We start from the raw sequence: 20,938 nt of genomic DNA on the forward strand, positions 1-20,938 counted from the left end.
CATAAAAACCTCTAAAAACATGGAATAAAATAAAATAGTAGATACTTTTTTTTATTGAGAGAAAATCCCAATAAAAAAACGTTTATGACCTTTTATCCTTAAAGACAACCTAAGATAAGTAGAAAGTGTTGATGCTAAAAATGGTTGCTCCCACGTTGGGTGACTTTGTATTGACCATAAAAAAACACCGATCTTGCGAAACGGTGTTTTTTGGGATTTGTTTTATAACAACAACTTAGACATCGAGGTTGGCAACTTTTAAGGCGTTCTCTTCGATGAATGCGCGACGCGGCTCAACTTGATCACCCATCAAGGTGGTAAACAGTTCATCAGCACCAACAGCATCTTCAATCGTGACTTGCAGCATACGGCGAGATTCAGGATCCATCGTCGTTTCCCACAACTGATCTGGGTTCATTTCACCTAGACCTTTGTAGCGTTGTAGGCTTAGGCCACGACGAGACTCTTTAATTAACCAGTTCAACGCATCAACAAAGTTATCGACAGGTTGAATACGCTCACCACGTTGAATGTAAGCCCCTTCTTCAACTAAGCCATAAAGTGCTTCAGAAAGGTCCGCCAGCTTGCTGTACTCTTTCGAATTGAGCAAATCAGCACTTAATAGATGTTGGTGCGTTACACCATGAGTGCGCACTACAATCTTAGGCTGATAAATACCAAGCTCCGCATTGTGCTCAGTTTCAATGCTGTATTGGCTTGCGCCAACTTCTTTCGCATTTAACTGCTCCACCAGCTGTTTGCCCCACGCTTCTACTACTGCAGAATCAGCGCATTGATCAACAATGATACGCGGCATATAGATGAATTCATGGATCAAGGCGTAAGGGTAGCGGCGGCTCATACGCTCCACCAGCTTAATGGCGACATTGTATTGCTTAACCAAGGTTTCTAACGCTTCACCTGCTAATGCTGGCGCTTGAGGGTTAACATGCAATGAGGCACCATCCAATGCCAAAGCAACTTGGTATTGGTTCATCGCATCTTCATCTTTGATGTACTGCTCTTGCTTGCCTTTTTTCACTTTATACAAAGGCGGTTGAGCAATGTAGATGTAGCCACGCTCAATCAGCTCAGGCATTTGACGATAGAAGAAGGTCAACAGTAGCGTACGGATGTGCGAACCGTCGACGTCCGCATCGGTCATGATGATGATGTTGTGATAACGCAGTTTGTCTGGGTTATATTCATCACGGCCAATGCCACAGCCTAATGCGGTGATAAGCGTTGCTACTTCTTGCGAAGAAAGCATTTTGTCGAAACGAGCTTTTTCAACGTTAAGAATTTTACCTTTCAGCGGCAAAATCGCTTGGTTTTTACGGTTACGTCCCTGCTTGGCAGAACCGCCAGCAGAGTCCCCTTCCACTATGTACAGTTCAGATAGTGCAGGATCTTTTTCTTGGCAATCGGCGAGTTTACCCGGCAAACCGGCAAGATCTAACGCACCTTTACGACGTGTCATTTCACGCGCTTTACGCGCCGCTTCACGAGCACGAGCCGCATCAATGATTTTTGAACAGACCATTTTGGCTTCACTTGGGTTTTCAGCCAAAAACTCCGCCAATTTCTCACCCATTGCTGACTCAACCGCAGATTTCACCTCGGATGAAACCAATTTATCTTTAGTTTGGCTAGAGAACTTAGGATCCGGCACTTTCACTGAAACCACCGCGGTTAAGCCTTCACGAGCATCATCACCCGAGGTCGCCGCTTGCGCTTTTTTCGAGAAGCCTTCTTTATCCATGAAGGTGTTTAGGGTACGAGTTAACGCCCCACGGAAACCCGCTAAGTGGGCACCACCATCACGTTGAGGAATATTGTTGGTAAAGCAGTAAATGTTTTCTTGGAAACCATCGTTCCACTGCATCGCCACTTCCACGGTAATCCCATCGTCACGCTCAGAGCTGAAATGGAATACTTTTTCATGGATTGGCGTTTTATTGCGGTTTAAATGGCCAACAAACGCTTTAATACCACCTTCATATCTGAAGTGGTCTTTTTTGTCTTCTTCGCGTTCATCAAACAGTTTGATGGATACACCAGAGTTTAGGAAAGAGAGCTCACGCAGACGCTTAGCTAAAATATCGTAATGGAATTCAATGTTGGTAAAGGTTTCAGCACTTGGCCAAAAACGCAGGGTTGTCCCGGTTTTATCGGTTTCACCCACCACAGCCAACGGCGCTTGTGGCACACCGTGACAATAAGTTTGTGTGTGAATAGCGCCGTTACGATAGATAGTCAGTAGCACTTTTTCAGACAGCGCGTTGACAACGGACACACCGACGCCGTGCAGACCACCCGAAACCTTGTATGAGTTGTCATCAAATTTACCGCCCGCATGCAGAACCGTCATAATAACTTCCGCGGCAGAAACTTGTTCTTCTTCGTGAAGGTCGGTAGGAATACCACGGCCATCATCGCTAACTGAAACTGAATTGTCTTCGTGAATAGTCACTACGATGTCTTTACAGTGACCTGCCAACGCTTCATCAATTGAGTTATCCACCACCTCAAAAACCATGTGGTGCAGACCGGTGCCATCATCCGTGTCGCCGATGTACATTCCTGGACGTTTACGAACCGCGTCCAGACCCTTCAGTACCTTAATACTCGATGAATCGTAATTATTCGACATGAGTTACTCTCTCACTATTTTATCCGTGCTCTATTGTGCCATGTTCCACATGAAACATCTTGCTGTTTGAATCAATCATGTCTGCAACTTGGCCTTGCGTAATAGAACTTACAAAAACTTGTGCCCCCGTCGATTTTAAGCAATCCGCTAAACGCTTACGACGATGGCTATCTAATTCGGAAGCAAAGTCATCAATTAAATAGATGCATTGCTTACCTGTCAGCTCGGTTAAGTGTTGTCCTTGTGCGACGCGCAGTGCACACACCATTAATTTAAGCTGACCGCGTGATAGAACATCTTCAACCGGTGTTCCATTGATCTTTATTTTTAAATCCGCTTTGTTCGGGCCACTGAATGTGTAGCCTAGCGATTGATCGCGTTCGAAGTTTTTCTCGAGGATTTGTTGATAGGGCGTCTCTTTTTCCCAACCACGATAATACTTCATTTGCACATCAAATTCTGGCAAAAAACTGCGACACAACGCCTCGGCAACACACTTCATTTGCGTCACATAATGTGTGCGCCATGCATCGATTTGTTCAGCCAAGCGCGCCATCTCCTGATCCCAATAACTGAGTTCACGATAATGGGTTGCCGTTTTTAACAACGCATTGCGCTGCTTATTGAGGCGCTTAAAACGCCCCCATGCATCATAAAAGGCAGGTTCACTATGAAATACCCCCCAATCAATAAATGCACGTCGTTGTTTTGGTCCATCGGTGAGCAGATCAAACCCTTCCGGATGAATTAATTGCAAAGGTAAAACTTGTGCCAGTTGCGCCAGTTTTTGCCCAGATTGACCGCCTATTTTAACCTCTGTTGAACCGTCACGCTGCTTATTAATGCCAATCGGTAGCTCAAATTGATCCGAGGTCAAAAAACGCCCATGCACAAACAGCTCCTGACACTCATTTTGTATGACGCGTCCGGTTAAGGCGCTTTTGAACGAGCGACCATGTCCCAGCAGGTAAATCGCTTCCAATACACTGGTTTTGCCGCTGCCATTAGGGCCAATAAGAAAGTTAAAGCCTGATGATAATGGGATATCACAGGCTTTAATATTGCGAAATTGTTGGACGATTAAACGAGTCAGCGGCATTGCGCAAACTTAAAGTCGGATCGGCATGACAACATACATCGCGCTGTCGTCATCGCGATTTTCAATCAGCGCACTGGCGTTGGCGTCAGACATCGATACACGAACCTGTTCACAACGTAATGTATTCAGTACATCGAGTACATAGCTGACGTTAAAACCGATTTCGATGGCGTCGCCTTCAAAGGTGACATCCAACAACTCTTCCGCTTCTTCTTGCTCTGGGTTGTTGGCGGTAATGCGCATTTCATTATCCGCAAGATTAACCCGTACCCCGCGAAACTTTTCATTTGAGAGAATCGCGGCACGAGAAAATGCCTGACGTAACTCATCACAGCCCGTTTCTAAGGTTTTGGTCGTTTGCTGCGGCATAACGCGGCGATAATCAGGGAAGCGGCCATCAACCAGCTTAGAAGTGAAGATGAAATTATTCACTTGGGCGCGCAAATTTGAGCTACCAATTTGCAGCACAACCGGCTGTTCTGGCGCATCAAGTAACTTGACCAGTTCCTGTACCCCTTTACGCGGCACGATGATCTGTTTATTGGCAAAATCCGCGCTGAGTACCGTTTGCGAAACCGCCATACGGTGTCCATCGGTTGCCACAGAGCGCAAGGTTGAACCGTCGATTTCAAATAGCATACCGTTCAGGTAATAACGCACATCTTGGTTAGCCATCGAAAACTGGGTTTTCTCAATTAAACTACGCAGTTCTGCCTGAGTGAGCGACACTTCCACTTCACTTTGCCAATCTTCAATATTAGGAAAGTCACTGGCAGGTAAGGTTGCCAGAGAGAAACGGCTACGGCCAGAACGCATCTGGATGCGATCGCCTTCCAATACCACAGTGATCACGGCGCTATCGGGCAAGCCGCGACAAATATCTAAAAATTTACGCGCAGGGACAGTGATGCTTCCTGCTTCGCACTCACCTTCAAGTGTCACGCGGCTAATCAGTTCGACTTCAAGATCGGTCGCCGTCATCGACAGCACGTTCTCTTCCACTTTGAGCAACAAATTACCAAGAATTGGCAAAGTCGCACGTCCGCCTAATGTTCCAGATACTTGCTGAAGTGGCTTAATGAAGTGGCTACGTTCAATAGTAAATTTCATAGTTAGCTCTTACGATGTTATCGGGCGACCCCAAATGTGAGGGTTAAAATAGCTGATATAAGAAGGTTGTGCATCAAGAAGACAGGGTACGAATTAAATTCGAATAGTCTTCTTTGATGTCGTGGCTCTCTTCACGTAACTGCTGGATTTTACGGCAAGCGTGCAGCACTGTCGTATGATCTCGGCCACCAAACGCATCACCAATTTCAGGCAAGCTGTGGTTAGTCAGCTCTTTAGCCAGTGCCATCGCCAACTGGCGTGGACGAGCAACCGAGCGAGAGCGACGTTTAGAAAGCAAATCCGCCACTTTAATTTTGTAGTATTCCGCCACGGTCTTTTGAATGTTATCAATGGTGACCAATTTTTCTTGCAAAGCTAATAAGTCACGCAGCGCTTCACGCACAAAATCGATGGTGATCGGACGGCCAGTAAAGTTAGCGTTGGCGATAACACGGTTTAGTGCACCTTCCAATTCACGCACGTTGGAACGTAAGCGTTTGGCAATAAAAAAGGCAACTTCATCGGCAAGATGAATTTGGTGATCTTCTGCCTTCTTCATTAAAATCGCGACACGCGTTTCAAGCTCTGGTGGCTCAATCGCAACCGTCAAACCCCAACCAAAACGAGATTTCAGGCGATCTTCCACCCCATTGATCTCTTTCGGATAGCGGTCGGAAGTCAAAATGATTTGTTGGTTACCTTCAAGCAGTGCGTTAAAGGTATGAAAGAACTCTTCTTGCGAACGCTCTTTATTGGCAAAGAATTGAATATCATCGATCAAGAGTGCATCAACACTGCGGTAATAGCGTTTGAACTCTTCAATCGCATTATTTTGCAGCGCTTTCACCATATCTTGCACGAAACGCTCTGAGTGCATGTAAATCACTTTCGCATTCGGGTTGTTATCAACAATCGCATTACCAACGGCGTGCAATAAATGTGTTTTACCTAGCCCTGTACCACCGTATAAGAAGAGTGGGTTATAGGCCGCGCCGGGGTTATCGGAAACTTGACGCGCTGCAGCCAAACCGAGTTGGTTCGATTTACCTTCAACGAAGTTATTGAACTTATGTTTAGGGTTAACGTTTGATCTGTGATTAATGTCTGCTACAACCGTGTCGTTTTCCCACGTACGATGTACCGGTTTACGCGCTTGTAACTGTGCAGGAGCTGAAGATTCAGCCGCGACATCCGCTTGAGTACGAACGGGAGCAGCTTTAGGCGCGCTAACCCGGCGACTACCCACTTCAAAACGCAGGTTCGGGGTATCGTGGCCACAATGCTCTTGCAGTAGGCGGTTGATGCTGTTGATGTATTTATCGCGCACCCAATCAAGCACAAAGCGGTTTGGGGCGAATAAAGTGAGAGTATTGTCATTGAGCTCCGCTTGTAACGGACGTACCCACATGCTGAATTCCGCTGCTGGTAACTCTTCTTGAAGCTGTTGCAAACATTGCAACCAAAGCGAAGATGACACGGTTGCCCTCACCCTAAGTAAATGATCGAAAAGACTGGCGATTTTACCTGTTGATAACCAAGATCGCCAGCGATTGATCCGTGATCCAGTGAATAAGATCGAAGTTATTCACACAATTTGCGCTTGATTTTTGTCGATCTTCACAATTAGCACCACTTTACCCACACGATGATCCACATATACAAGGATCCTCTATACTTATCCCCAATTGTGTCACTATGTTCGGTTATGGTTAATAACTACTGGTTATTTATTCTATTGAGTGCTTTACCAGTAACATCCCTCTCTATAAATATAAGGAGTTTCAAGATGAAAAACTGGGTTAAAGTCGCCATTACTGCAATTGCACTCTCCGCTGCAAGCGTACACGCGGCAACGGAAATAAAAGTCGGCATGTCAGGGCGCTATTTTCCATTCACTTTTGTCAAACAAGACAAGCTGCAAGGCTTTGAAGTGGATGTTTGGGATGAGATAGGTAAACGCAACGATTACGATGTAAAATATGTGACTGCTAATTTCTCCGGTCTCTTTGGCCTACTTGAAACTGGCCGAATTGATACCATTTCAAACCAAATCACCGTCACAGAAGCACGTAAAGCGAAATACTTATTTGCTGACCCGTATGTCATCGACGGTGCACAAATTACCGTTCGCAAAGGTAATGACAGCATTAAAGGGATTGACGATCTTGCCGGCAAAACGGTCGCGGTCAATTTAGGCTCAAACTTCGAGCAGCTACTACGCAGCTTTGACAAAGACAACAAAATCATCATCAAAACTTACGATACCGGTATTGAACATGACGTTGCTCTTGGCCGTGCCGATGCGTTTGTGATGGATCGCCTTTCGGCTCTGGAACTGATTAAAACAACGGGCTTACCGTTGCAATTGGCTGGTCACCCTTTTGAAACCATTGAAAACGCTTGGCCGTTTGTTAACAACGAGCAAGGCCAAAAACTGCAAGCTGAAGTGAATCAAGCGTTAGCCTCGATGCGCGCTGATGGCACACTGAGTGCGATTTCTGAAAAATGGTTTGCTGCCGATATCACCAATAAGTAAATTCCCCTATTATCAAAAGATAGGATTGAGGTGGAACCACACATTCCACCTTTTTTGTTTTAAAAAGGTAAGCCGATGGGATTTGATTTTCACTATATGCTTGAGCTGATGCCAATACTGCTCAGGTATTTAGGCACCACCGTGGAGATGGCGACTTGGGGCTTAGTGTTTGCTTTGATCCTGTCGGTCATTTTAGCCAATATTCGTGTGTTCAAAGTGCCCATTTTGGATCCGCTAAGCCAGCTGTACATCAGCTTTTTCCGCGGTACTCCCCTGCTGGTACAACTATTTCTACTCTACTATGGTCTGCCGCAAGTGTTACCGTGGATGGTCGGTTTAAATGCATTTAGCGCCGCGGTGATCGGGCTAACTCTTCACTTCGCCGCTTATATGGCAGAAAGTATTCGCGCCGCCATTTTGGGTATTGATCGCAGCCAAATGGAAGCGAGTTTGTCTGTGGGTATGACCACAAGCCAAGCAATGCGCCGCATTATTTTGCCGCAAGCTACTCGTATCGCGTTGCCATCATTAATGAATTACTTCATTGATATGATCAAATCGACCTCATTAGCTTTTACATTAGGAGTCGCTGAGATCATGGCTAGAGCGCAGATGGAAGCTTCGTCAAGCTTTCGCTTCTTTGAAGCTTTCCTCGCCGTTGCATTAATTTACTGGGCCGTAGTGGTGGTACTGACTCGGGTACAAATTTGGGCTGAAGAGAGACTCAATAAGGCGTATGTACGATGATTAAACTCGATAATATTCATAAGCGCTTTGGCGATACTGAAGTGCTCAAAGGCATCAGCTTAGCAATAGAAAAAGGTGAAATCATCGTCATTATTGGCTCAAGCGGTACAGGTAAATCGACCTTACTGCGCTGCGTCAACTTCCTAGAACGCGCAGACCAAGGCTCCATTACTATTGATGATGTCACCGTCGACACCCAGCAACAGACCAAAGCAGATGTATTAGCACTGCGCAGAAAAACAGGCTTTGTTTTCCAAAACTACGCGCTGTTTGCTCATATGACAGCGAGGCAAAATGTCGCCGAAGGGCTCATTACGGTGCACGGTTGGAAAAAAGATCTCGCCCTGACCCGCGCACAGCAGATTTTGGATGACATCGGTCTTGGGGATAAAGGAGAGAGTTATCCCGCAGCGCTTTCTGGTGGCCAGCAGCAGCGCGTTGGGATCGGTCGTGCGATGGCGCTACAACCAGAATTGCTGCTATTTGATGAACCTACGTCAGCACTCGATCCTGAATGGGTTGGCGAAGTGCTTGCTTTAATGAAGAAATTAGCTACTCATCACCAAACAATGCTGGTGGTTACCCATGAGATGCAGTTTGCAAAAGAGGTAGCCGATCGCGTGATCTTCATGGCCGATGGGCAAATTGTAGAGCAAGGCTCTCCACAGGATATCTTTGGTAATCCACAGGATCCTAAGCTCAAGAAATTTTTAAATCAGGTGGGGATCGACGAAGGATCCTTGTGATTTAAAGGAGACTGCGTATAATCCCCCGACCGGAATTTTAGTGAACCCAATCGTTGACACTTATTGTGACAGTGATTACAATTCCGCCTCTTTGTTGAGAGGCGTCGGATTCCTTTCTTTCTATTAAAGAAGCGAAAATATGCCCACGCCGGGTTTATTTGAACCTAAAAACTACTGATCAGTAAGGTAATTACACATGTCTAAACGCACTTTTCAACCTACCGTTCTAAAGCGCAAGCGTACTCACGGTTTCCGTGCACGCATGGCAACTAAGAATGGCCGTAAGGTTATTAATGCACGTCGTGCTAAAGGCCGCGCGCGCCTGTCAAAATAATTCGCGATTATTTTGAATACGTACGCGTTCAATCGGGAGTTACGTTTGTTAACTCCCGAACATTATAAAAAAGTCTTCCAGCAAGCGCACAGCGCAGGCTCCCCCCATTTCACTATCATTGCTCGCGAAAACGCTCTTACCCACCCAAGGTTAGGGTTGGCCGTCCCCAAAAAACAGATAAAAACTGCTGTTGGCCGTAATCGCTTCAAACGCCTCGCTCGCGAAAGCTTCCGTAATAAACAGCATCAACTTCCTAACAAAGATTTTGTTGTGATTGCGAAAAAGAGCGCGCAAGATTTAAGCAATGAAGAAATGTTCAAACTATTTGAAAAATTATGGCATCGCCTGTCTCGCCCTTCGCGTGGTTAGCAATCGGATTCGTCCGTCTTTACCAAGGAATCATCAGTCCTCTGCTTGGACCACGCTGTCGTTTTACTCCAACCTGTTCAAACTATGCGATAGAAGCGTTGAAAGCTCACGGTTTTGTAAAAGGGTGTTGGTTATCAGGCAAACGTCTATTAAAATGCCACCCTTTGAACGAAGGGGGTTTTGACCCCGTTCCGCCACCAGTCCAAAAACAAGACAGAGATAATTAACGATGGATTCTCAACGTAATATCCTGTTAATCGCCTTGGCACTCGTTTCTTTTTTACTTTTCCAGCAATGGCAAGTAGCAAAGAACCCAGCACCTCAAGCGGTTGAGCAGGCACAAAATAGCAGCACTTTAACTGCACCATCTATGGCTGATGAGTTAGACCCAGCACCAGCAGTAACCAATGCGTCTGCAAAAACCATCACCGTCAAGACTGATGTACTGACTCTGTCAATTGACACGGTAGGTGGTGATGTAGTGAAGGCCGAGCTGAATAAGTACGATGCTGAACTCAATTCAGAAGACCCATTTGTGCTACTTAAAGACATTCCTGGTCACCAGTTTATCGCGCAAAGTGGTTTAGTGGGACCGCAAGGGATCGATTTAAGCAGCAACAATCGTCCAAACTATACTGTTAGCGCCGACACCTTTGCTCTAGCGGATGGTCAAGACGAACTGCGCATTCCCATGACTTATCAAGCCAATGGCCTTGAATACACCAAAACCTTCATCCTTAAACGTGGCAGCTACGCCTTGGATGTTGAATTTGATGTAGTCAACCAATCTGGTAATAACGCGACACTGGGTATGTATGCACACCTACGCCAAAATTTATTGGACGCTGGTGGCAGCTTGGCTATGCCAACTTACCGTGGCGGTGCTTACTCAACACAAGATACACGTTATAAGAAATACAGTTTCGATGATATGCAAGATCGTAACTTGTCACTGCCTTTAGTTAACGGTGAAGGTTGGGCGGCGATGATCCAACACTACTTTGCCAGCGCGTGGATCCCACGTGATGCAGCAGGGTCAAACTTATACACTCGCGTGATTGGCAACTTAGGTGATATTGGTGTTCGCATGCCAAATAAAACCATCGCCAACGGTGAAAAAGCGACATTCTTAGCCACACTTTGGGTGGGTCCAAAACTGCAAGATGAGATGGCTGCTGTTGCGCCAAATCTTGATCTAGTTGTCGACTACGGCTGGTTATGGTTTATTGCAAAACCACTGCACATGTTGCTTTCATTCATTCAAAGCTTCGTTAGCAACTGGGGTGTAGCAATCATCTGCTTAACCTTCATTGTTCGCGGTGCTATGTACCCACTAACCAAAGCACAATACACCTCTATGGCAAAAATGCGCATGCTGCAACCGAAGCTGCAAGCAATGCGTGAGCGCATCGGCGATGACCGCCAACGCATGAGCCAAGAAATGATGGAGCTGTATAAGAAAGAGAAAGTAAACCCACTCGGTGGTTGTTTACCTATCTTCCTGCAAATGCCTATCTTCATTGCGCTTTACTGGTCATTAATGGAATCGGTTGAACTGCGTCATTCACCTTTCTTTGGTTGGATTCATGACCTTTCAGCACAAGACCCATACTACATCTTGCCACTACTGATGGGTGTGAGTATGTTTATGATCCAGAAAATGAGCCCGACGACAGTCACTGACCCGATGCAACAGAAGATCATGACCTTTATGCCGGTTATGTTTACATTCTTCTTCTTGTTCTTCCCATCAGGTTTAGTGATTTACTGGTTGGTATCGAACATCGTTACCTTGATCCAGCAAACCTTGATTTACAAAGCGCTGGAGAAAAAAGGCTTACACTCTAAGTAGCCACTTCAGCAAGAAGTCACACTGACAAGTGAAACAAAGGCGACCTTTTGGTCGCCTTTTTGTTTTTGGCTGATTACAATTGCGCTCATACACCCCTATGTTAGGTACCCTTATGTCTACAGACACCATTGTTGCTCAAGCAACCGCTCCAGGCCGAGGTGGCGTGGGGATTATTCGCGTCTCAGGCCCGAAAGCCGCTCAAGTCGCGCTTGAAGTAACCGGGAAAACACTGAAACCTCGTTATGCGGAATACTTGCCTTTTAAGCATCAAGATGGCACCGAACTTGACCAAGGCATCGCGATTTATTTTCCTAATCCTCACTCCTTTACCGGCGAAGATGTGCTCGAACTACAAGGACACGGCGGTCCGGTCGTCATGGATATGCTGATCAAACGCATTTTGGCTATCAGTGGCTTGCGCGCAGCGCGCCCGGGTGAATTTTCTGAGCGTGCGTTTTTAAACGACAAAATGGATTTAACCCAAGCGGAAGCGATTGCCGATTTGATTGACGCCAGCTCTGAAGAAGCGGCCAAATCCGCCCTGCATTCATTGCAAGGTCAATTTTCCAAACGCATTCACACCTTGGTCGATTCCCTAATCCACCTGCGAATTTACGTTGAAGCAGCGATTGATTTTCCTGAAGAGGAGATCGATTTTCTTGCCGATGGTAAAGTTGCCGCAGATCTGCAAAATATCATCGACAACTTAGACGCCGTGCGCAAAGAGGCCAATCAAGGGGCCATTTTACGCGAAGGGATGAAAGTGGTGATAGCAGGGCGTCCTAACGCGGGCAAATCGAGTCTATTGAATGCGCTTTCAGGCAAAGATTCAGCCATCGTTACAGACATAGCAGGAACCACGCGTGACGTGCTGCGAGAGCACATCCACATCGATGGCATGCCACTGCATATCATCGATACCGCTGGCCTACGTGATGCCAATGACGAAGTCGAAAGAATAGGCATTGAGCGTGCTTGGGATGAAATAGCAAAAGCAGATCGTGTACTCTTTATGGTTGACGGCACCACCACCGATGCCACCGATCCGAAAGAAATCTGGCCAGATTTTGTCGATCGATTGCCTGAAAACATCGGCATGACGGTGATCCGTAACAAAGTCGATCAAACCAAAGAATCACTCGGTATCTGTCATGTTAATTCTCCAACCTTAATCCGCCTGTCGGCAAAAACTGGAGAGGGCGTTGATGCTCTGCGTACTCATCTCAAAGAGTGCATGGGCTTTGCTGGGGGCAATGAAGGCGGCTTTATGGCCAGACGACGCCATTTGGACGCGCTAGAGCGCGCCGCACAGCACCTCATGATTGGTCAGCAGCAGCTCGAAGGCTACATGGCTGGTGAAATCTTAGCGGAAGAACTGCGTTTATCGCAGCAACATCTAAACGAGATAACGGGCGAATTTAGCTCCGATGACTTGTTAGGGCGCATCTTTTCGTCGTTCTGTATCGGCAAATGATCGCCGTGAGAAGCTTGATCACTCTTAATTATAGGAATATCTCATGATCCATATCATCACTGGCAGCACCTTAGGAGGCGCTGAATATGTCGCCGATCATCTCAACGATCTACTGCAAGAGCAAGGTTATACTACGACTATCCACAGCCAACCCAACTTAAGTGATATACCCTCACAAGGGACTTGGCTCATTGTCACCTCCACGCATGGAGCGGGTGACTACCCAGACAATATCCAACCTTTTATCGCTTCTTTGCAATCAACACCACCGAATACGAGCGAGTTAAAATATGCCGTGATAGCACTTGGCGATTCAAGCTATGACACGTTTTGCGCAGCAGGTAAGCATGCATATCAACTGCTTGAGGATATAGGTGCAACGCCAATTAGCGACTGTTTCACCATAGATATATTAGAATATTCCGTTCCTGAAGATGCCGCTGAAGTATGGCTCAAACAGCACATAGAACAATTCTAGCGAATAGCATAAAGTCACCAAGCGGCCTGTGAGCCGCTTTTTTTGTACTCTTAAGCTCTGTGTATAACTGTCTCAATACTCGCCATAGAAAAGTTAAGTCCATTTTAAATATTTTAATGTGTATAACTATGCTGTTATTCGGTGATTAACCTATAGTTATCCAATTAATAACTTATGCATTTTACGACACTGTGCATAACTAGCCTTTTTGATCCCAGCTAATACACGATTAGATCATGTCAGGATCACAGCTTGTGATCCTCTTAAAAACCATGATCTTGTTGATCATTTATCGGTTATCCACAGATATGCTCGATCCTAATAATAGATCTAATAAAAGATCTCTATATAGATCTTATATATTATTAACTTACCAAGCTCAGATTAAAAAAGCAGAAAAGCGATTTTCTAGCCAGTGGAAAGCAGGTAGAATACGCCTCTTTTGTCAGTCCATGCTTCATTGAATACCTGAGGTCGGTTCATGCTTTATCACGAAAAATTTGACGTCATTGTGGTCGGTGGTGGCCATGCTGGAACGGAAGCCGCTCTCGCTGCAGCTCGTACTGGTCAAAGTACGCTATTGCTTACCCATAACATTGAGACTCTAGGACAGATGTCGTGCAATCCTGCGATTGGCGGAATTGGTAAAGGACATCTGGTTAAAGAAGTCGATGCCATGGGCGGTCTAATGGCACAAGCGATTGATCATGCAGGTATTCAATTTAGAACACTCAATGCCTCAAAAGGGCCAGCGGTTCGAGCGACTCGAGCCCAAGCAGATCGTGCGCTTTACAAATCGTATGTGCGTGATGTGCTTGAAAACACGCCAAACTTAACTTTGTTCCAACAAGCGGTCGATGATCTTATCGTTGAAAATGATCGTGTAATGGGCGTTGTGACTCAAATGGGCCTCAAATTCCACGCCAAAGCGGTGGTATTGACAGTAGGCACCTTCCTTGGTGGAAAGATCCACATTGGTCTTGAAAACTTCTCAGGAGGCCGCGCAGGAGATCCTCCATCGATCGCATTAGCGCAACGTTTACGTGAACTGCCGTTTCGAGTCGATCGTTTAAAAACCGGTACGCCACCAAGGATCGATGCACGCAGTGTGGACTTCTCAGTGTTAGAAACACAACACGGTGATAACCCAACGCCTGTTTTTTCCTTCATGGGACAACGTGAACAGCATCCACGTCAAATACCATGCTACATCACGCATACCAACGATAAAACGCATGATGTGATCCGTGCCAATCTTGATCGTAGTCCGATGTACGCAGGTGTCATCGAAGGTATCGGCCCACGCTACTGCCCATCGATCGAAGACAAAGTCATGCGTTTTGCCGACAAAAATAGCCATCAAATTTTTATCGAGCCTGAAGGTTTGACCACGACAGAACTCTACCCTAACGGTATTTCCACCAGCTTACCGTTTGATGTACAAGTGCAGATCGTTCGCTCAATGAAAGGGTTTGAAAACGCACATATTGTTCGTCCGGGTTACGCCATTGAGTACGATTTTTTCAATCCACAAGATTTAAAACAAACCTACGAAACCAAATTCATCAGTGGTTTGTTCTTTGCTGGCCAAATCAACGGCACCACCGGATACGAAGAAGCGGCAGCGCAAGGGTTAATGGCTGGTTTGAATGCAAGCTTATTTAGCCAAGAAAAAGAAGGCTGGAGTCCACGCCGTGATCAAGCTTACATGGGCGTGTTGATCGATGATCTTTCCACTATGGGTACCAAAGAACCTTATCGCATGTTTACCTCTCGTGCTGAATATCGCTTACTGCTACGCGAAGATAACGCCGATTTGCGTTTAACCGAAAAAGCCAGAGAGTTAGGTTTAGTCGATGATGCGCGCTGGGCGCGTTTTAATCAAAAAATGGAAAACATGGAAATCGAACGTCAACGTTTGAAACAAACGTGGATGAACCCGAACTCCGTTGGTGTTGATGCACTGAATGCGTTGCTCAAAACACCCATGTCTCGTGAAGCGAGTGGTGAAGATCTACTACGTCGACCAGAAATCACCTATCAACAGCTCACGTCGCTTGAGTCATTTGCACCAGCATTGAACGATAGTGAAGCGGCTGAGCAAGTTGAAATTCAAATCAAATACGATGGTTATATTCAGCGTCAGCAAGATGAGATCGACAAATCATTGCGCCATGAGCACACTAAATTGCCGATGGATCTTGACTATAAACAGGTCAAAGGCTTGTCCAACGAAGTGATCCTTAAGCTTAACAATGCCAAGCCTGAAACGGTTGGTATTGCCTCTCGTATTTCTGGTATTACACCAGCTGCTATTTCTATCTTATTGGTTTATTTGAAAAAGCAAGGTGTACTGAAGAAAGGGGAAGACGCCGCATGAGCGAGTTAAGAACGCGTCTCGATGATTTAATTGGTCAAACCGATCTCGAGGTCAATGAGCAGCAACGTAGCCAATTAGTCGGTTACGTGGAACTGTTGAATAAATGGAACAAAGCCTACAATCTTACCTCAGTGCGCGATCCTATGGATATGTTGGTGAAACATATTTTAGATAGTATAGTGGTAAGTCCTCACTTACAGGGTGAGCGTTTTATCGACGTTGGTACTGGGCCTGGTTTACCTGGTATACCTCTCGCTATCATGAATCCTGATAAAACCTTTTACTTACTTGATAGTTTAGGTAAGCGCATTCGTTTTATTAAACAAGTTCTGCATGAGCTTGGTATCAAAAATGTGACCACGATTCAAAGTCGAGTCGAAGAGTTTCAGCCTGAAGTAAAATTTGATGGCGTACTGAGCCGTGCGTTTGCTTCAATGCTCGATATGGTGGAATGGTGTCACCATTTACCAAAAGAAACATCGGGCCGATTTTTAGCCCTGAAAGGACAACGGCCAGATGAGGAAATAGCCACACTACCTGAGTGGTGTTCTGTGACTGATGTCAAAGCTTTGAAAGTTCCTGAGTTGGAAGGTGACCGTCATCTTGTAATCTTATCTCGCAAGGGATAACAGCGAGGCATACCGTGGGCAAAATCGTAGCAATCGCCAACCAGAAAGGTGGCGTAGGAAAAACAACAACGTGCATTAACTTAGCGGCCTCTATGGCGGCGACTAAGCGTAAAGTTTTAGTGATCGATCTCGACCCACAAGGCAATGCAACGATGGCCAGTGGTGTTGATAAGTATCAAGTAGATGCAACCGCGTACGAATTGTTGGTCGAAGACACTCCTTTTGATGAAGTAGTGTGTCGCAAAACAACGGGACACTACGATTTGATTGCGGCGAACGGAGACGTGACAGCCGCTGAAATCAAATTAATGGAAGTCTTTGCTCGCGAAGTGCGTTTGAAAAATGCCCTCGCGCCAGTTCGTGATAACTATGATTTCATCTTTATTGATTGTCCTCCTTCTTTAAATCTTCTTACAATCAACGCCATGGCCGCAGCGGATTCTGTGTTAGTGCCAATGCAATGTGAGTATTTTGCATTAGAAGGTTTAACGGCGTTAATGGATACCATCAGCAAGTTAGCCGCGGTAGTCAACGAAAACCTGAAAATCGAAGGGTTACTTCGAACGATGTACGATCCGCGTAATCGCCTAGCCAATGAAGTATCCGATCAACTGAAAAAGCACTTTGGAAACAAAGTCTATCGCACCGTTATTCCTCGTAATGTCCGTCTTGCTGAAGCGCCAAGTTATGGCAAGCCAGCAATGTACTACGACAAGTATTCAGCTGGGGCAAAAGCATATCTCGCCTTAGCTGGCGAAATGCTTCGTCGAGAAGAAATACCCGCATAATCTCAACTAAAGGAATTCGTCTACATGACTAAACGTGGTTTAGGAAAAGGATTGGATGCATTGCTCGCAACCAGTTCTCTTGCTCGTGAAAAGGAGCAAGCCGCCTCACATAGCCAAGCACTCTCTTCTGATGGCGAATTAATGGATATCGCGGTATCAAATTTGAAACCTGGCATGTATCAACCACGTAAAGATATGTCGGCAGAAGCGTTGGAAGAGCTATCTGCGTCTATCCAATCGCAAGGTATTATCCAGCCGATCGTGGTAAGACGTTTAGAGCTTGGCGGCTATGAAATTATTGCAGGTGAACGCCGTTGGCGCGCTGCAAAACAAGCAGGTTTAAAGCAAGTGCCCTGTTTGATCAAAAATGTCCAAGATCGCGCTGCGATTGCAATGGCACTGATAGAAAATATTCAACGCGAAGATTTGAATGCGATTGAAGAAGCACAAGCTTTAGAGCGGTTGCAAGACGAATTTAAGCTGACTCACCAGCAGGTGGCTGATGTGATTGGTAAATCACGCACTACAGTGAGTAACTTATTACGCTTAAATCAATTGGCGGATGGCGTGAAGCGTTTAGTGGAAACCAAGCAGCTTGAAATGGGCCATGCACGAGCATTATTGATGCTCGAAGGCGATCAACAAATTGAAATTGCACAACGTGTGGCCGCAAAACAGCTGACCGTGAGACAAACTGAGCAATTAGTGAAAAAGTGTCTAACACAGCCTTCTGAGGACGGATCGGCATCGGAAGACTTAGATGCACAACAAATGTCACAAAGATTGAGTGAAATGTTAGGGGCTAAAGTGTCGATCATTCGTTCAAAAGGTGGCAAAGCCAAAATGACGATTAGTCTTGATGAGCCTCACAAATTAGAGCAACTAATTGCCAAGCTAGAAAGCTAAATGAGATAATTGATTTAAGTCAATTATGCAAAAAACGTTTTTTTATTTGAAAGTTGTCGGTTTGTAAACAAAATTGTAACTTTTTGCTGTCTTTCAATTGCAATCAGTTCGACTCACCGTATAATTTTCGCCAATTTCCCAGCCCTATGTTGTAGATGAGCTGAGGATATTACTAGAGGTACGAATACATGGTAGCTGCGTTGGCTAGACCAGGACGAGAGCTTGCTAAGCGATTGTTAATGATCCAGTCTGGCGCGGTTATTTTTGTGGCGGCAGGGATGGCGGTAGCTGTAAATGCTGAATGGGGCTTTTCTGCGCTGATTGGGGGTGGCATCTTTGTCATTGCCAATGCGGTTTTTGCGCTGTGTGCTTTTATGTTTAGTGGAGCTCGTGCTGCGAAGCAAGTCGCGGCCTCTTTCTACACTGGCGAAGTACTCAAGATCCTCATCACAGTTGCACTGTTCTGTGTTGCCTACATGTATATGCAGGTGGAACTCGTTCCCCTCAAACTAACCTATTTGCTGGCTCTAGGTATTAATATCTGTGCGCCAGTGCTATTCATTAACAACAAAAAATAGGATGAGTTATGGCTGCGCCAGGTGAAGCGCTAACATCGTCCGGATACATTGAACACCACTTGACGAACCTCTCTCTTGCGAAGATTTCTGAGCATTACGATTTGGGGCTGTCAATTAGTGAGACGAGTTTCTGGAACGTACATATCGATAGCCTGTTTTTTTCCTTGTTTACTGGCTTAATATTCCTATGGATATTTCGCTCTGTAGCAAAGAAAGCAACAGCGGGTGTACCCGGTAAGCTGCAGTGTTTTGTTGAAATATTGGTAGAATTTGTCGATCAAAACGTCAAAGACACCTTTCATGGACGCAATCCACTTATAGCACCGCTGGCACTGACTATCTTTTGTTGGGTATTGTTAATGAACATCATGGACTTAGTGCCCATCGATTTCTTACCGTATCCAGCACAACATTGGCTTGGTATCCCTTATCTAAAAGTGGTTCCGTCAGCTGATGTGAATATCACCATGGCTATGGCTCTAGGCGTATTTGCTCTGATGATTTACTACAGCATCAAAGTGAAAGGCCTAGGTGGTTTTGCGAAAGAATTAGCTCTACATCCATTCAATCACTGGACCATGATTCCGTTTAACCTACTTATTGAAGTGGTGTCGTTACTTGCGAAACCTCTCTCACTCGGTATGCGTCTATTCGGTAACATGTTCGCAGGTGAGGTGGTATTTATTCTTATCGCAGCGATGCTACCATGGTGGCTACAATGGATGGGTTCACTACCGTGGGCGATTTTCCATATTCTGGTAATTCTGATTCAATCTTTCGTGTTCATGATGCTGACTATTGTTTATCTATCAATGGCACACGAAGATAGTGATCATTAATTTTTTAAAGCTTTTTATTTGGGCACATAAGCCAACAACTATAAATTGGAGATAGTAATGGAAACTTTACTGAGCTTTTCTGCAATCGCCGTAGGTATTATCGTCGGTCTTGCTTCTCTTGGTACAGCGATTGGTTTCGCACTTCTAGGCGGTAAATTCCTTGAAGGTGCTGCTCGTCAACCAGAAATGGCTCCTATGCTACAAGTTAAGATGTTTATCATCGCGGGTCTACTTGATGCGGTTCCTATGATCGGTATCGTAATTGCGCTTCTATTCACTTTCGCGAACCCATTTGTTGGTCAACTAGGTTAATCAACCGATCACACAAATTGATGATTTGTCGTTGATTAATACTTTTCGTTGGTGAACAAATAGAGGGGTAGCTGTTGTGAATATGAACGCAACTCTGCTAGGTCAAGCAATCGCGTTTGCACTGTTTGTGTGGTTCTGCATGAAATATGTATGGCCGCCAATCATGAATGCGATCGAAGAGCGTCAGAAGAAAATTGCTGACGGTCTTTCAGCCGCTGAGCGCGCTGCTAAAAACTTGGATCTAGCACAAGCCAACGCTTCTGAACAAATGAAAGAAGCGAAGCGCACTGCAACTGAGGTCATCGAACAGGCAAATAAACGTAAAGCTCAAATTTTAGACGAAGCACGTGAGGAAGCTCAGGCAGAACGCCAGAAAATCCTTGCTCAAGCGGAAGCTGAACTTGAATCTGAACGTAACCGTGCCCGCGATGAGCTGCGTAAACAAGTTGCAACTCTGGCTGTAGCTGGTGCTGAGAAAATCCTTGAGCGTTCTATCGATAAAGATGCGCACAAAGATATTCTCGACAACATTACTGCAAGACTTTAAGGATGGGGGCGCTTTATGTCTGATTTGACTACAATTGCACGCCCCTATGCTAAAGCAGCATTCGATTTTGCGGTAGAGAAAAAGCAACTTGACCAATGGGGTCAGATGTTAGCTTTTGCTGCCGAGGTCGCAAAGAACGAGCAAATGAAAGAGCTACTAACGGGCTCTGTTTCGGCTGAGAAATTAGCGGAAATTTTCATCGCAATTTGTGGCGAACAGTTTGATGTTTATGGCCAGAACCTGTTAAAGGTGATGGCTGAGAATGGCCGATTAAAGGCTCTTCCTGATGTTAGTGAACAGTTCTTTGCTCTGAAACAAGAGCATGAGAAGCAGATGGATGTTGAAGTGATTTCAGCAACTGAGCTTTCTGATGAACAGCTTGTCAATATCAGCACCAAACTTGAGCAGCGTCTTGAACGCAAAGTTCAGCTGAATTGCAGTATAGATGAGACCCTACTTGGTGGGGTTATAATTCGAGCCGGAGACCTTGTCATCGATAACTCAGCCCGCGGTCGTTTAAACCGCCTGAGCGATGCATTACAGTCTTGATGGGGATTGGAG

General features: G+C 45.5%; 22 protein-coding genes. 18 read left to right on the forward strand and 4 right to left on the reverse strand.

Features of this window, described 5'->3' with window-relative positions; genetic code table 11:
• Positions 1–235: 235 nt before the first annotated feature.
• The 4 genes from gyrB to dnaA all read right to left on the reverse strand — a co-directional run bounded on the left by gyrB (position 236) and on the right by dnaA (position 6,339).
• Complete coding sequence (gyrB, locus tag AACQ42_RS11080; RefSeq protein ID WP_013855574.1) at positions 236–2,653, reverse strand: DNA topoisomerase (ATP-hydrolyzing) subunit B; 2,418 nt, start codon at positions 2,651–2,653, stop codon at positions 236–238.
• A 19-nt stretch (positions 2,654–2,672) separates the two neighbouring features.
• Positions 2,673–3,752, reverse strand: coding sequence for a DNA replication/repair protein RecF (gene recF, locus AACQ42_RS11085; RefSeq protein WP_094166430.1), 1,080 nt, complete (start codon positions 3,750–3,752; stop codon positions 2,673–2,675).
• A gap of 9 nt (positions 3,753–3,761) precedes the next feature.
• Positions 3,762–4,862 carry a DNA polymerase III subunit beta gene (dnaN, locus tag AACQ42_RS11090; protein ID WP_017047820.1) on the reverse strand — a complete coding sequence of 367 codons (1,101 nt, stop codon included), beginning with the start codon at positions 4,860–4,862 and terminating at the stop codon, positions 3,762–3,764.
• A 73-nt stretch (positions 4,863–4,935) separates the two neighbouring features.
• Complete coding sequence (gene dnaA / locus AACQ42_RS11095) at positions 4,936–6,339, reverse strand: chromosomal replication initiator protein DnaA (protein ID WP_010319947.1); 1,404 nt, start codon at positions 6,337–6,339, stop codon at positions 4,936–4,938.
• A gap of 309 nt (positions 6,340–6,648) precedes the next feature.
• Between dnaA and AACQ42_RS11100 the strand changes: the two genes are divergently transcribed.
• The 18 genes from AACQ42_RS11100 to atpH all read left to right on the forward strand — a co-directional run bounded on the left by AACQ42_RS11100 (position 6,649) and on the right by atpH (position 20,926).
• Positions 6,649–7,398, forward strand: a complete 750-nt coding sequence (locus tag AACQ42_RS11100) for an amino acid ABC transporter substrate-binding protein (RefSeq protein ID WP_026027668.1) — start codon at positions 6,649–6,651, stop codon at positions 7,396–7,398.
• Positions 7,399–7,473: 75 nt separating this feature from the next.
• Positions 7,474–8,145 (forward strand): amino acid ABC transporter permease, encoded by a 672-nt coding sequence (locus AACQ42_RS11105; RefSeq protein ID WP_094166431.1) that lies wholly within the window; start codon positions 7,474–7,476, stop codon positions 8,143–8,145.
• The gene (locus AACQ42_RS11110) at positions 8,142–8,891 is read left to right on the forward strand and encodes an amino acid ABC transporter ATP-binding protein (protein WP_013855580.1); all 750 of its coding nucleotides are present in this window, start codon (positions 8,142–8,144) and stop codon (positions 8,889–8,891) included. Before AACQ42_RS11105 ends, AACQ42_RS11110 begins: the two co-directional genes overlap by 4 nt.
• Before the next feature lie 196 nt (positions 8,892–9,087).
• Complete coding sequence (gene rpmH, locus AACQ42_RS11115) at positions 9,088–9,225, forward strand: 50S ribosomal protein L34 (RefSeq protein WP_010319951.1); 138 nt, start codon at positions 9,088–9,090, stop codon at positions 9,223–9,225.
• A 12-nt stretch (positions 9,226–9,237) separates the two neighbouring features.
• A complete protein-coding gene (gene rnpA, locus AACQ42_RS11120) occupies positions 9,238–9,594 on the forward strand; it encodes a ribonuclease P protein component (RefSeq protein ID WP_026027667.1) in 357 nt (118 codons plus the stop codon).
• The gene (gene yidD / locus AACQ42_RS11125; protein WP_010319953.1) at positions 9,561–9,821 is read left to right on the forward strand and encodes a membrane protein insertion efficiency factor YidD; all 261 of its coding nucleotides are present in this window, start codon (positions 9,561–9,563) and stop codon (positions 9,819–9,821) included. Before rnpA ends, yidD begins: the two co-directional genes overlap by 34 nt.
• Before the next feature lie 2 nt (positions 9,822–9,823).
• Positions 9,824–11,446, forward strand: coding sequence for a membrane protein insertase YidC (gene yidC / locus AACQ42_RS11130; protein WP_017046370.1), 1,623 nt, complete (start codon positions 9,824–9,826; stop codon positions 11,444–11,446).
• 112 nt (positions 11,447–11,558) lie between these two features.
• Positions 11,559–12,920 carry a tRNA uridine-5-carboxymethylaminomethyl(34) synthesis GTPase MnmE gene (gene mnmE / locus AACQ42_RS11135; RefSeq protein WP_029189865.1) on the forward strand — a complete coding sequence of 454 codons (1,362 nt, stop codon included), beginning with the start codon at positions 11,559–11,561 and terminating at the stop codon, positions 12,918–12,920.
• A 43-nt stretch (positions 12,921–12,963) separates the two neighbouring features.
• Positions 12,964–13,398, forward strand: a complete 435-nt coding sequence (gene mioC / locus AACQ42_RS11140; protein WP_094166432.1) for an FMN-binding protein MioC — start codon at positions 12,964–12,966, stop codon at positions 13,396–13,398.
• A 481-nt stretch (positions 13,399–13,879) separates the two neighbouring features.
• Entirely contained in the window at positions 13,880–15,778 is a 1,899-nt protein-coding gene (mnmG, locus tag AACQ42_RS11145; RefSeq protein WP_094166433.1) for a tRNA uridine-5-carboxymethylaminomethyl(34) synthesis enzyme MnmG, read from the forward strand.
• Positions 15,775–16,407, forward strand: coding sequence for a 16S rRNA (guanine(527)-N(7))-methyltransferase RsmG (gene rsmG, locus AACQ42_RS11150; RefSeq protein WP_010319958.1), 633 nt, complete (start codon positions 15,775–15,777; stop codon positions 16,405–16,407). The genes mnmG and rsmG overlap by 4 nt, the downstream gene beginning before the upstream one ends.
• Positions 16,408–16,421: 14 nt before the next feature.
• A complete protein-coding gene (locus AACQ42_RS11155) occupies positions 16,422–17,195 on the forward strand; it encodes a ParA family protein (RefSeq protein WP_013855586.1) in 774 nt (257 codons plus the stop codon).
• 24 nt (positions 17,196–17,219) lie between these two features.
• Positions 17,220–18,101 (forward strand): ParB/RepB/Spo0J family partition protein, encoded by an 882-nt coding sequence (locus AACQ42_RS11160; protein WP_017044113.1) that lies wholly within the window; start codon positions 17,220–17,222, stop codon positions 18,099–18,101.
• A 188-nt stretch (positions 18,102–18,289) separates the two neighbouring features.
• Positions 18,290–18,679 (forward strand): F0F1 ATP synthase subunit I, encoded by a 390-nt coding sequence (locus tag AACQ42_RS11165; RefSeq protein WP_013855588.1) that lies wholly within the window; start codon positions 18,290–18,292, stop codon positions 18,677–18,679.
• 8 nt (positions 18,680–18,687) lie between these two features.
• Complete coding sequence (atpB, locus tag AACQ42_RS11170; protein ID WP_013855589.1) at positions 18,688–19,518, forward strand: F0F1 ATP synthase subunit A; 831 nt, start codon at positions 18,688–18,690, stop codon at positions 19,516–19,518.
• A gap of 57 nt (positions 19,519–19,575) precedes the next feature.
• Positions 19,576–19,830, forward strand: a complete 255-nt coding sequence (gene atpE / locus AACQ42_RS11175) for a F0F1 ATP synthase subunit C (protein WP_002540812.1) — start codon at positions 19,576–19,578, stop codon at positions 19,828–19,830.
• 76 nt (positions 19,831–19,906) lie between these two features.
• Positions 19,907–20,377 (forward strand): F0F1 ATP synthase subunit B, encoded by a 471-nt coding sequence (gene atpF, locus AACQ42_RS11180; protein WP_013855591.1) that lies wholly within the window; start codon positions 19,907–19,909, stop codon positions 20,375–20,377.
• 15 nt (positions 20,378–20,392) lie between these two features.
• The gene (atpH, locus tag AACQ42_RS11185) at positions 20,393–20,926 is read left to right on the forward strand and encodes a F0F1 ATP synthase subunit delta (RefSeq protein ID WP_013855592.1); all 534 of its coding nucleotides are present in this window, start codon (positions 20,393–20,395) and stop codon (positions 20,924–20,926) included.
• Positions 20,927–20,938: the final 12 nt, after the last annotated feature.

The organism is Vibrio sp. V12_P9A6T4, assembly GCF_963874835.1.
GTDB lineage: Bacteria > Pseudomonadota > Gammaproteobacteria > Enterobacterales > Vibrionaceae > Vibrio > Vibrio anguillarum.

Coding starts and splice junctions, on each gene's coding strand:
- gyrB (WP_013855574.1), bottom strand. CDS start 2,653: ATGTCGAATAATTACGATTCATCGAGTATTAAGGTACTGAAGGGTCTG.
- recF (WP_094166430.1), bottom strand. CDS start 3,752: ATGCCGCTGACTCGTTTAATCGTCCAACAATTTCGCAATATTAAAGCC.
- dnaN (WP_017047820.1), bottom strand. CDS start 4,862: ATGAAATTTACTATTGAACGTAGCCACTTCATTAAGCCACTTCAGCAA.
- AACQ42_RS11100 (WP_026027668.1), top strand. CDS start 6,649: ATGAAAAACTGGGTTAAAGTCGCCATTACTGCAATTGCACTCTCCGCT.
- AACQ42_RS11105 (WP_094166431.1), top strand. CDS start 7,474: ATGGGATTTGATTTTCACTATATGCTTGAGCTGATGCCAATACTGCTC.
- AACQ42_RS11110 (WP_013855580.1), top strand. CDS start 8,142: ATGATTAAACTCGATAATATTCATAAGCGCTTTGGCGATACTGAAGTG.
- rpmH (WP_010319951.1), top strand. CDS start 9,088: ATGTCTAAACGCACTTTTCAACCTACCGTTCTAAAGCGCAAGCGTACT.
- yidD (WP_010319953.1), top strand. CDS start 9,561: ATGGCATCGCCTGTCTCGCCCTTCGCGTGGTTAGCAATCGGATTCGTC.
- yidC (WP_017046370.1), top strand. CDS start 9,824: ATGGATTCTCAACGTAATATCCTGTTAATCGCCTTGGCACTCGTTTCT.
- mnmE (WP_029189865.1), top strand. CDS start 11,559: ATGTCTACAGACACCATTGTTGCTCAAGCAACCGCTCCAGGCCGAGGT.
- mioC (WP_094166432.1), top strand. CDS start 12,964: ATGATCCATATCATCACTGGCAGCACCTTAGGAGGCGCTGAATATGTC.
- mnmG (WP_094166433.1), top strand. CDS start 13,880: ATGCTTTATCACGAAAAATTTGACGTCATTGTGGTCGGTGGTGGCCAT.
- rsmG (WP_010319958.1), top strand. CDS start 15,775: ATGAGCGAGTTAAGAACGCGTCTCGATGATTTAATTGGTCAAACCGAT.
- AACQ42_RS11160 (WP_017044113.1), top strand. CDS start 17,220: ATGACTAAACGTGGTTTAGGAAAAGGATTGGATGCATTGCTCGCAACC.
- AACQ42_RS11165 (WP_013855588.1), top strand. CDS start 18,290: ATGGTAGCTGCGTTGGCTAGACCAGGACGAGAGCTTGCTAAGCGATTG.
- atpB (WP_013855589.1), top strand. CDS start 18,688: ATGGCTGCGCCAGGTGAAGCGCTAACATCGTCCGGATACATTGAACAC.
- atpE (WP_002540812.1), top strand. CDS start 19,576: ATGGAAACTTTACTGAGCTTTTCTGCAATCGCCGTAGGTATTATCGTC.
- atpH (WP_013855592.1), top strand. CDS start 20,393: ATGTCTGATTTGACTACAATTGCACGCCCCTATGCTAAAGCAGCATTC.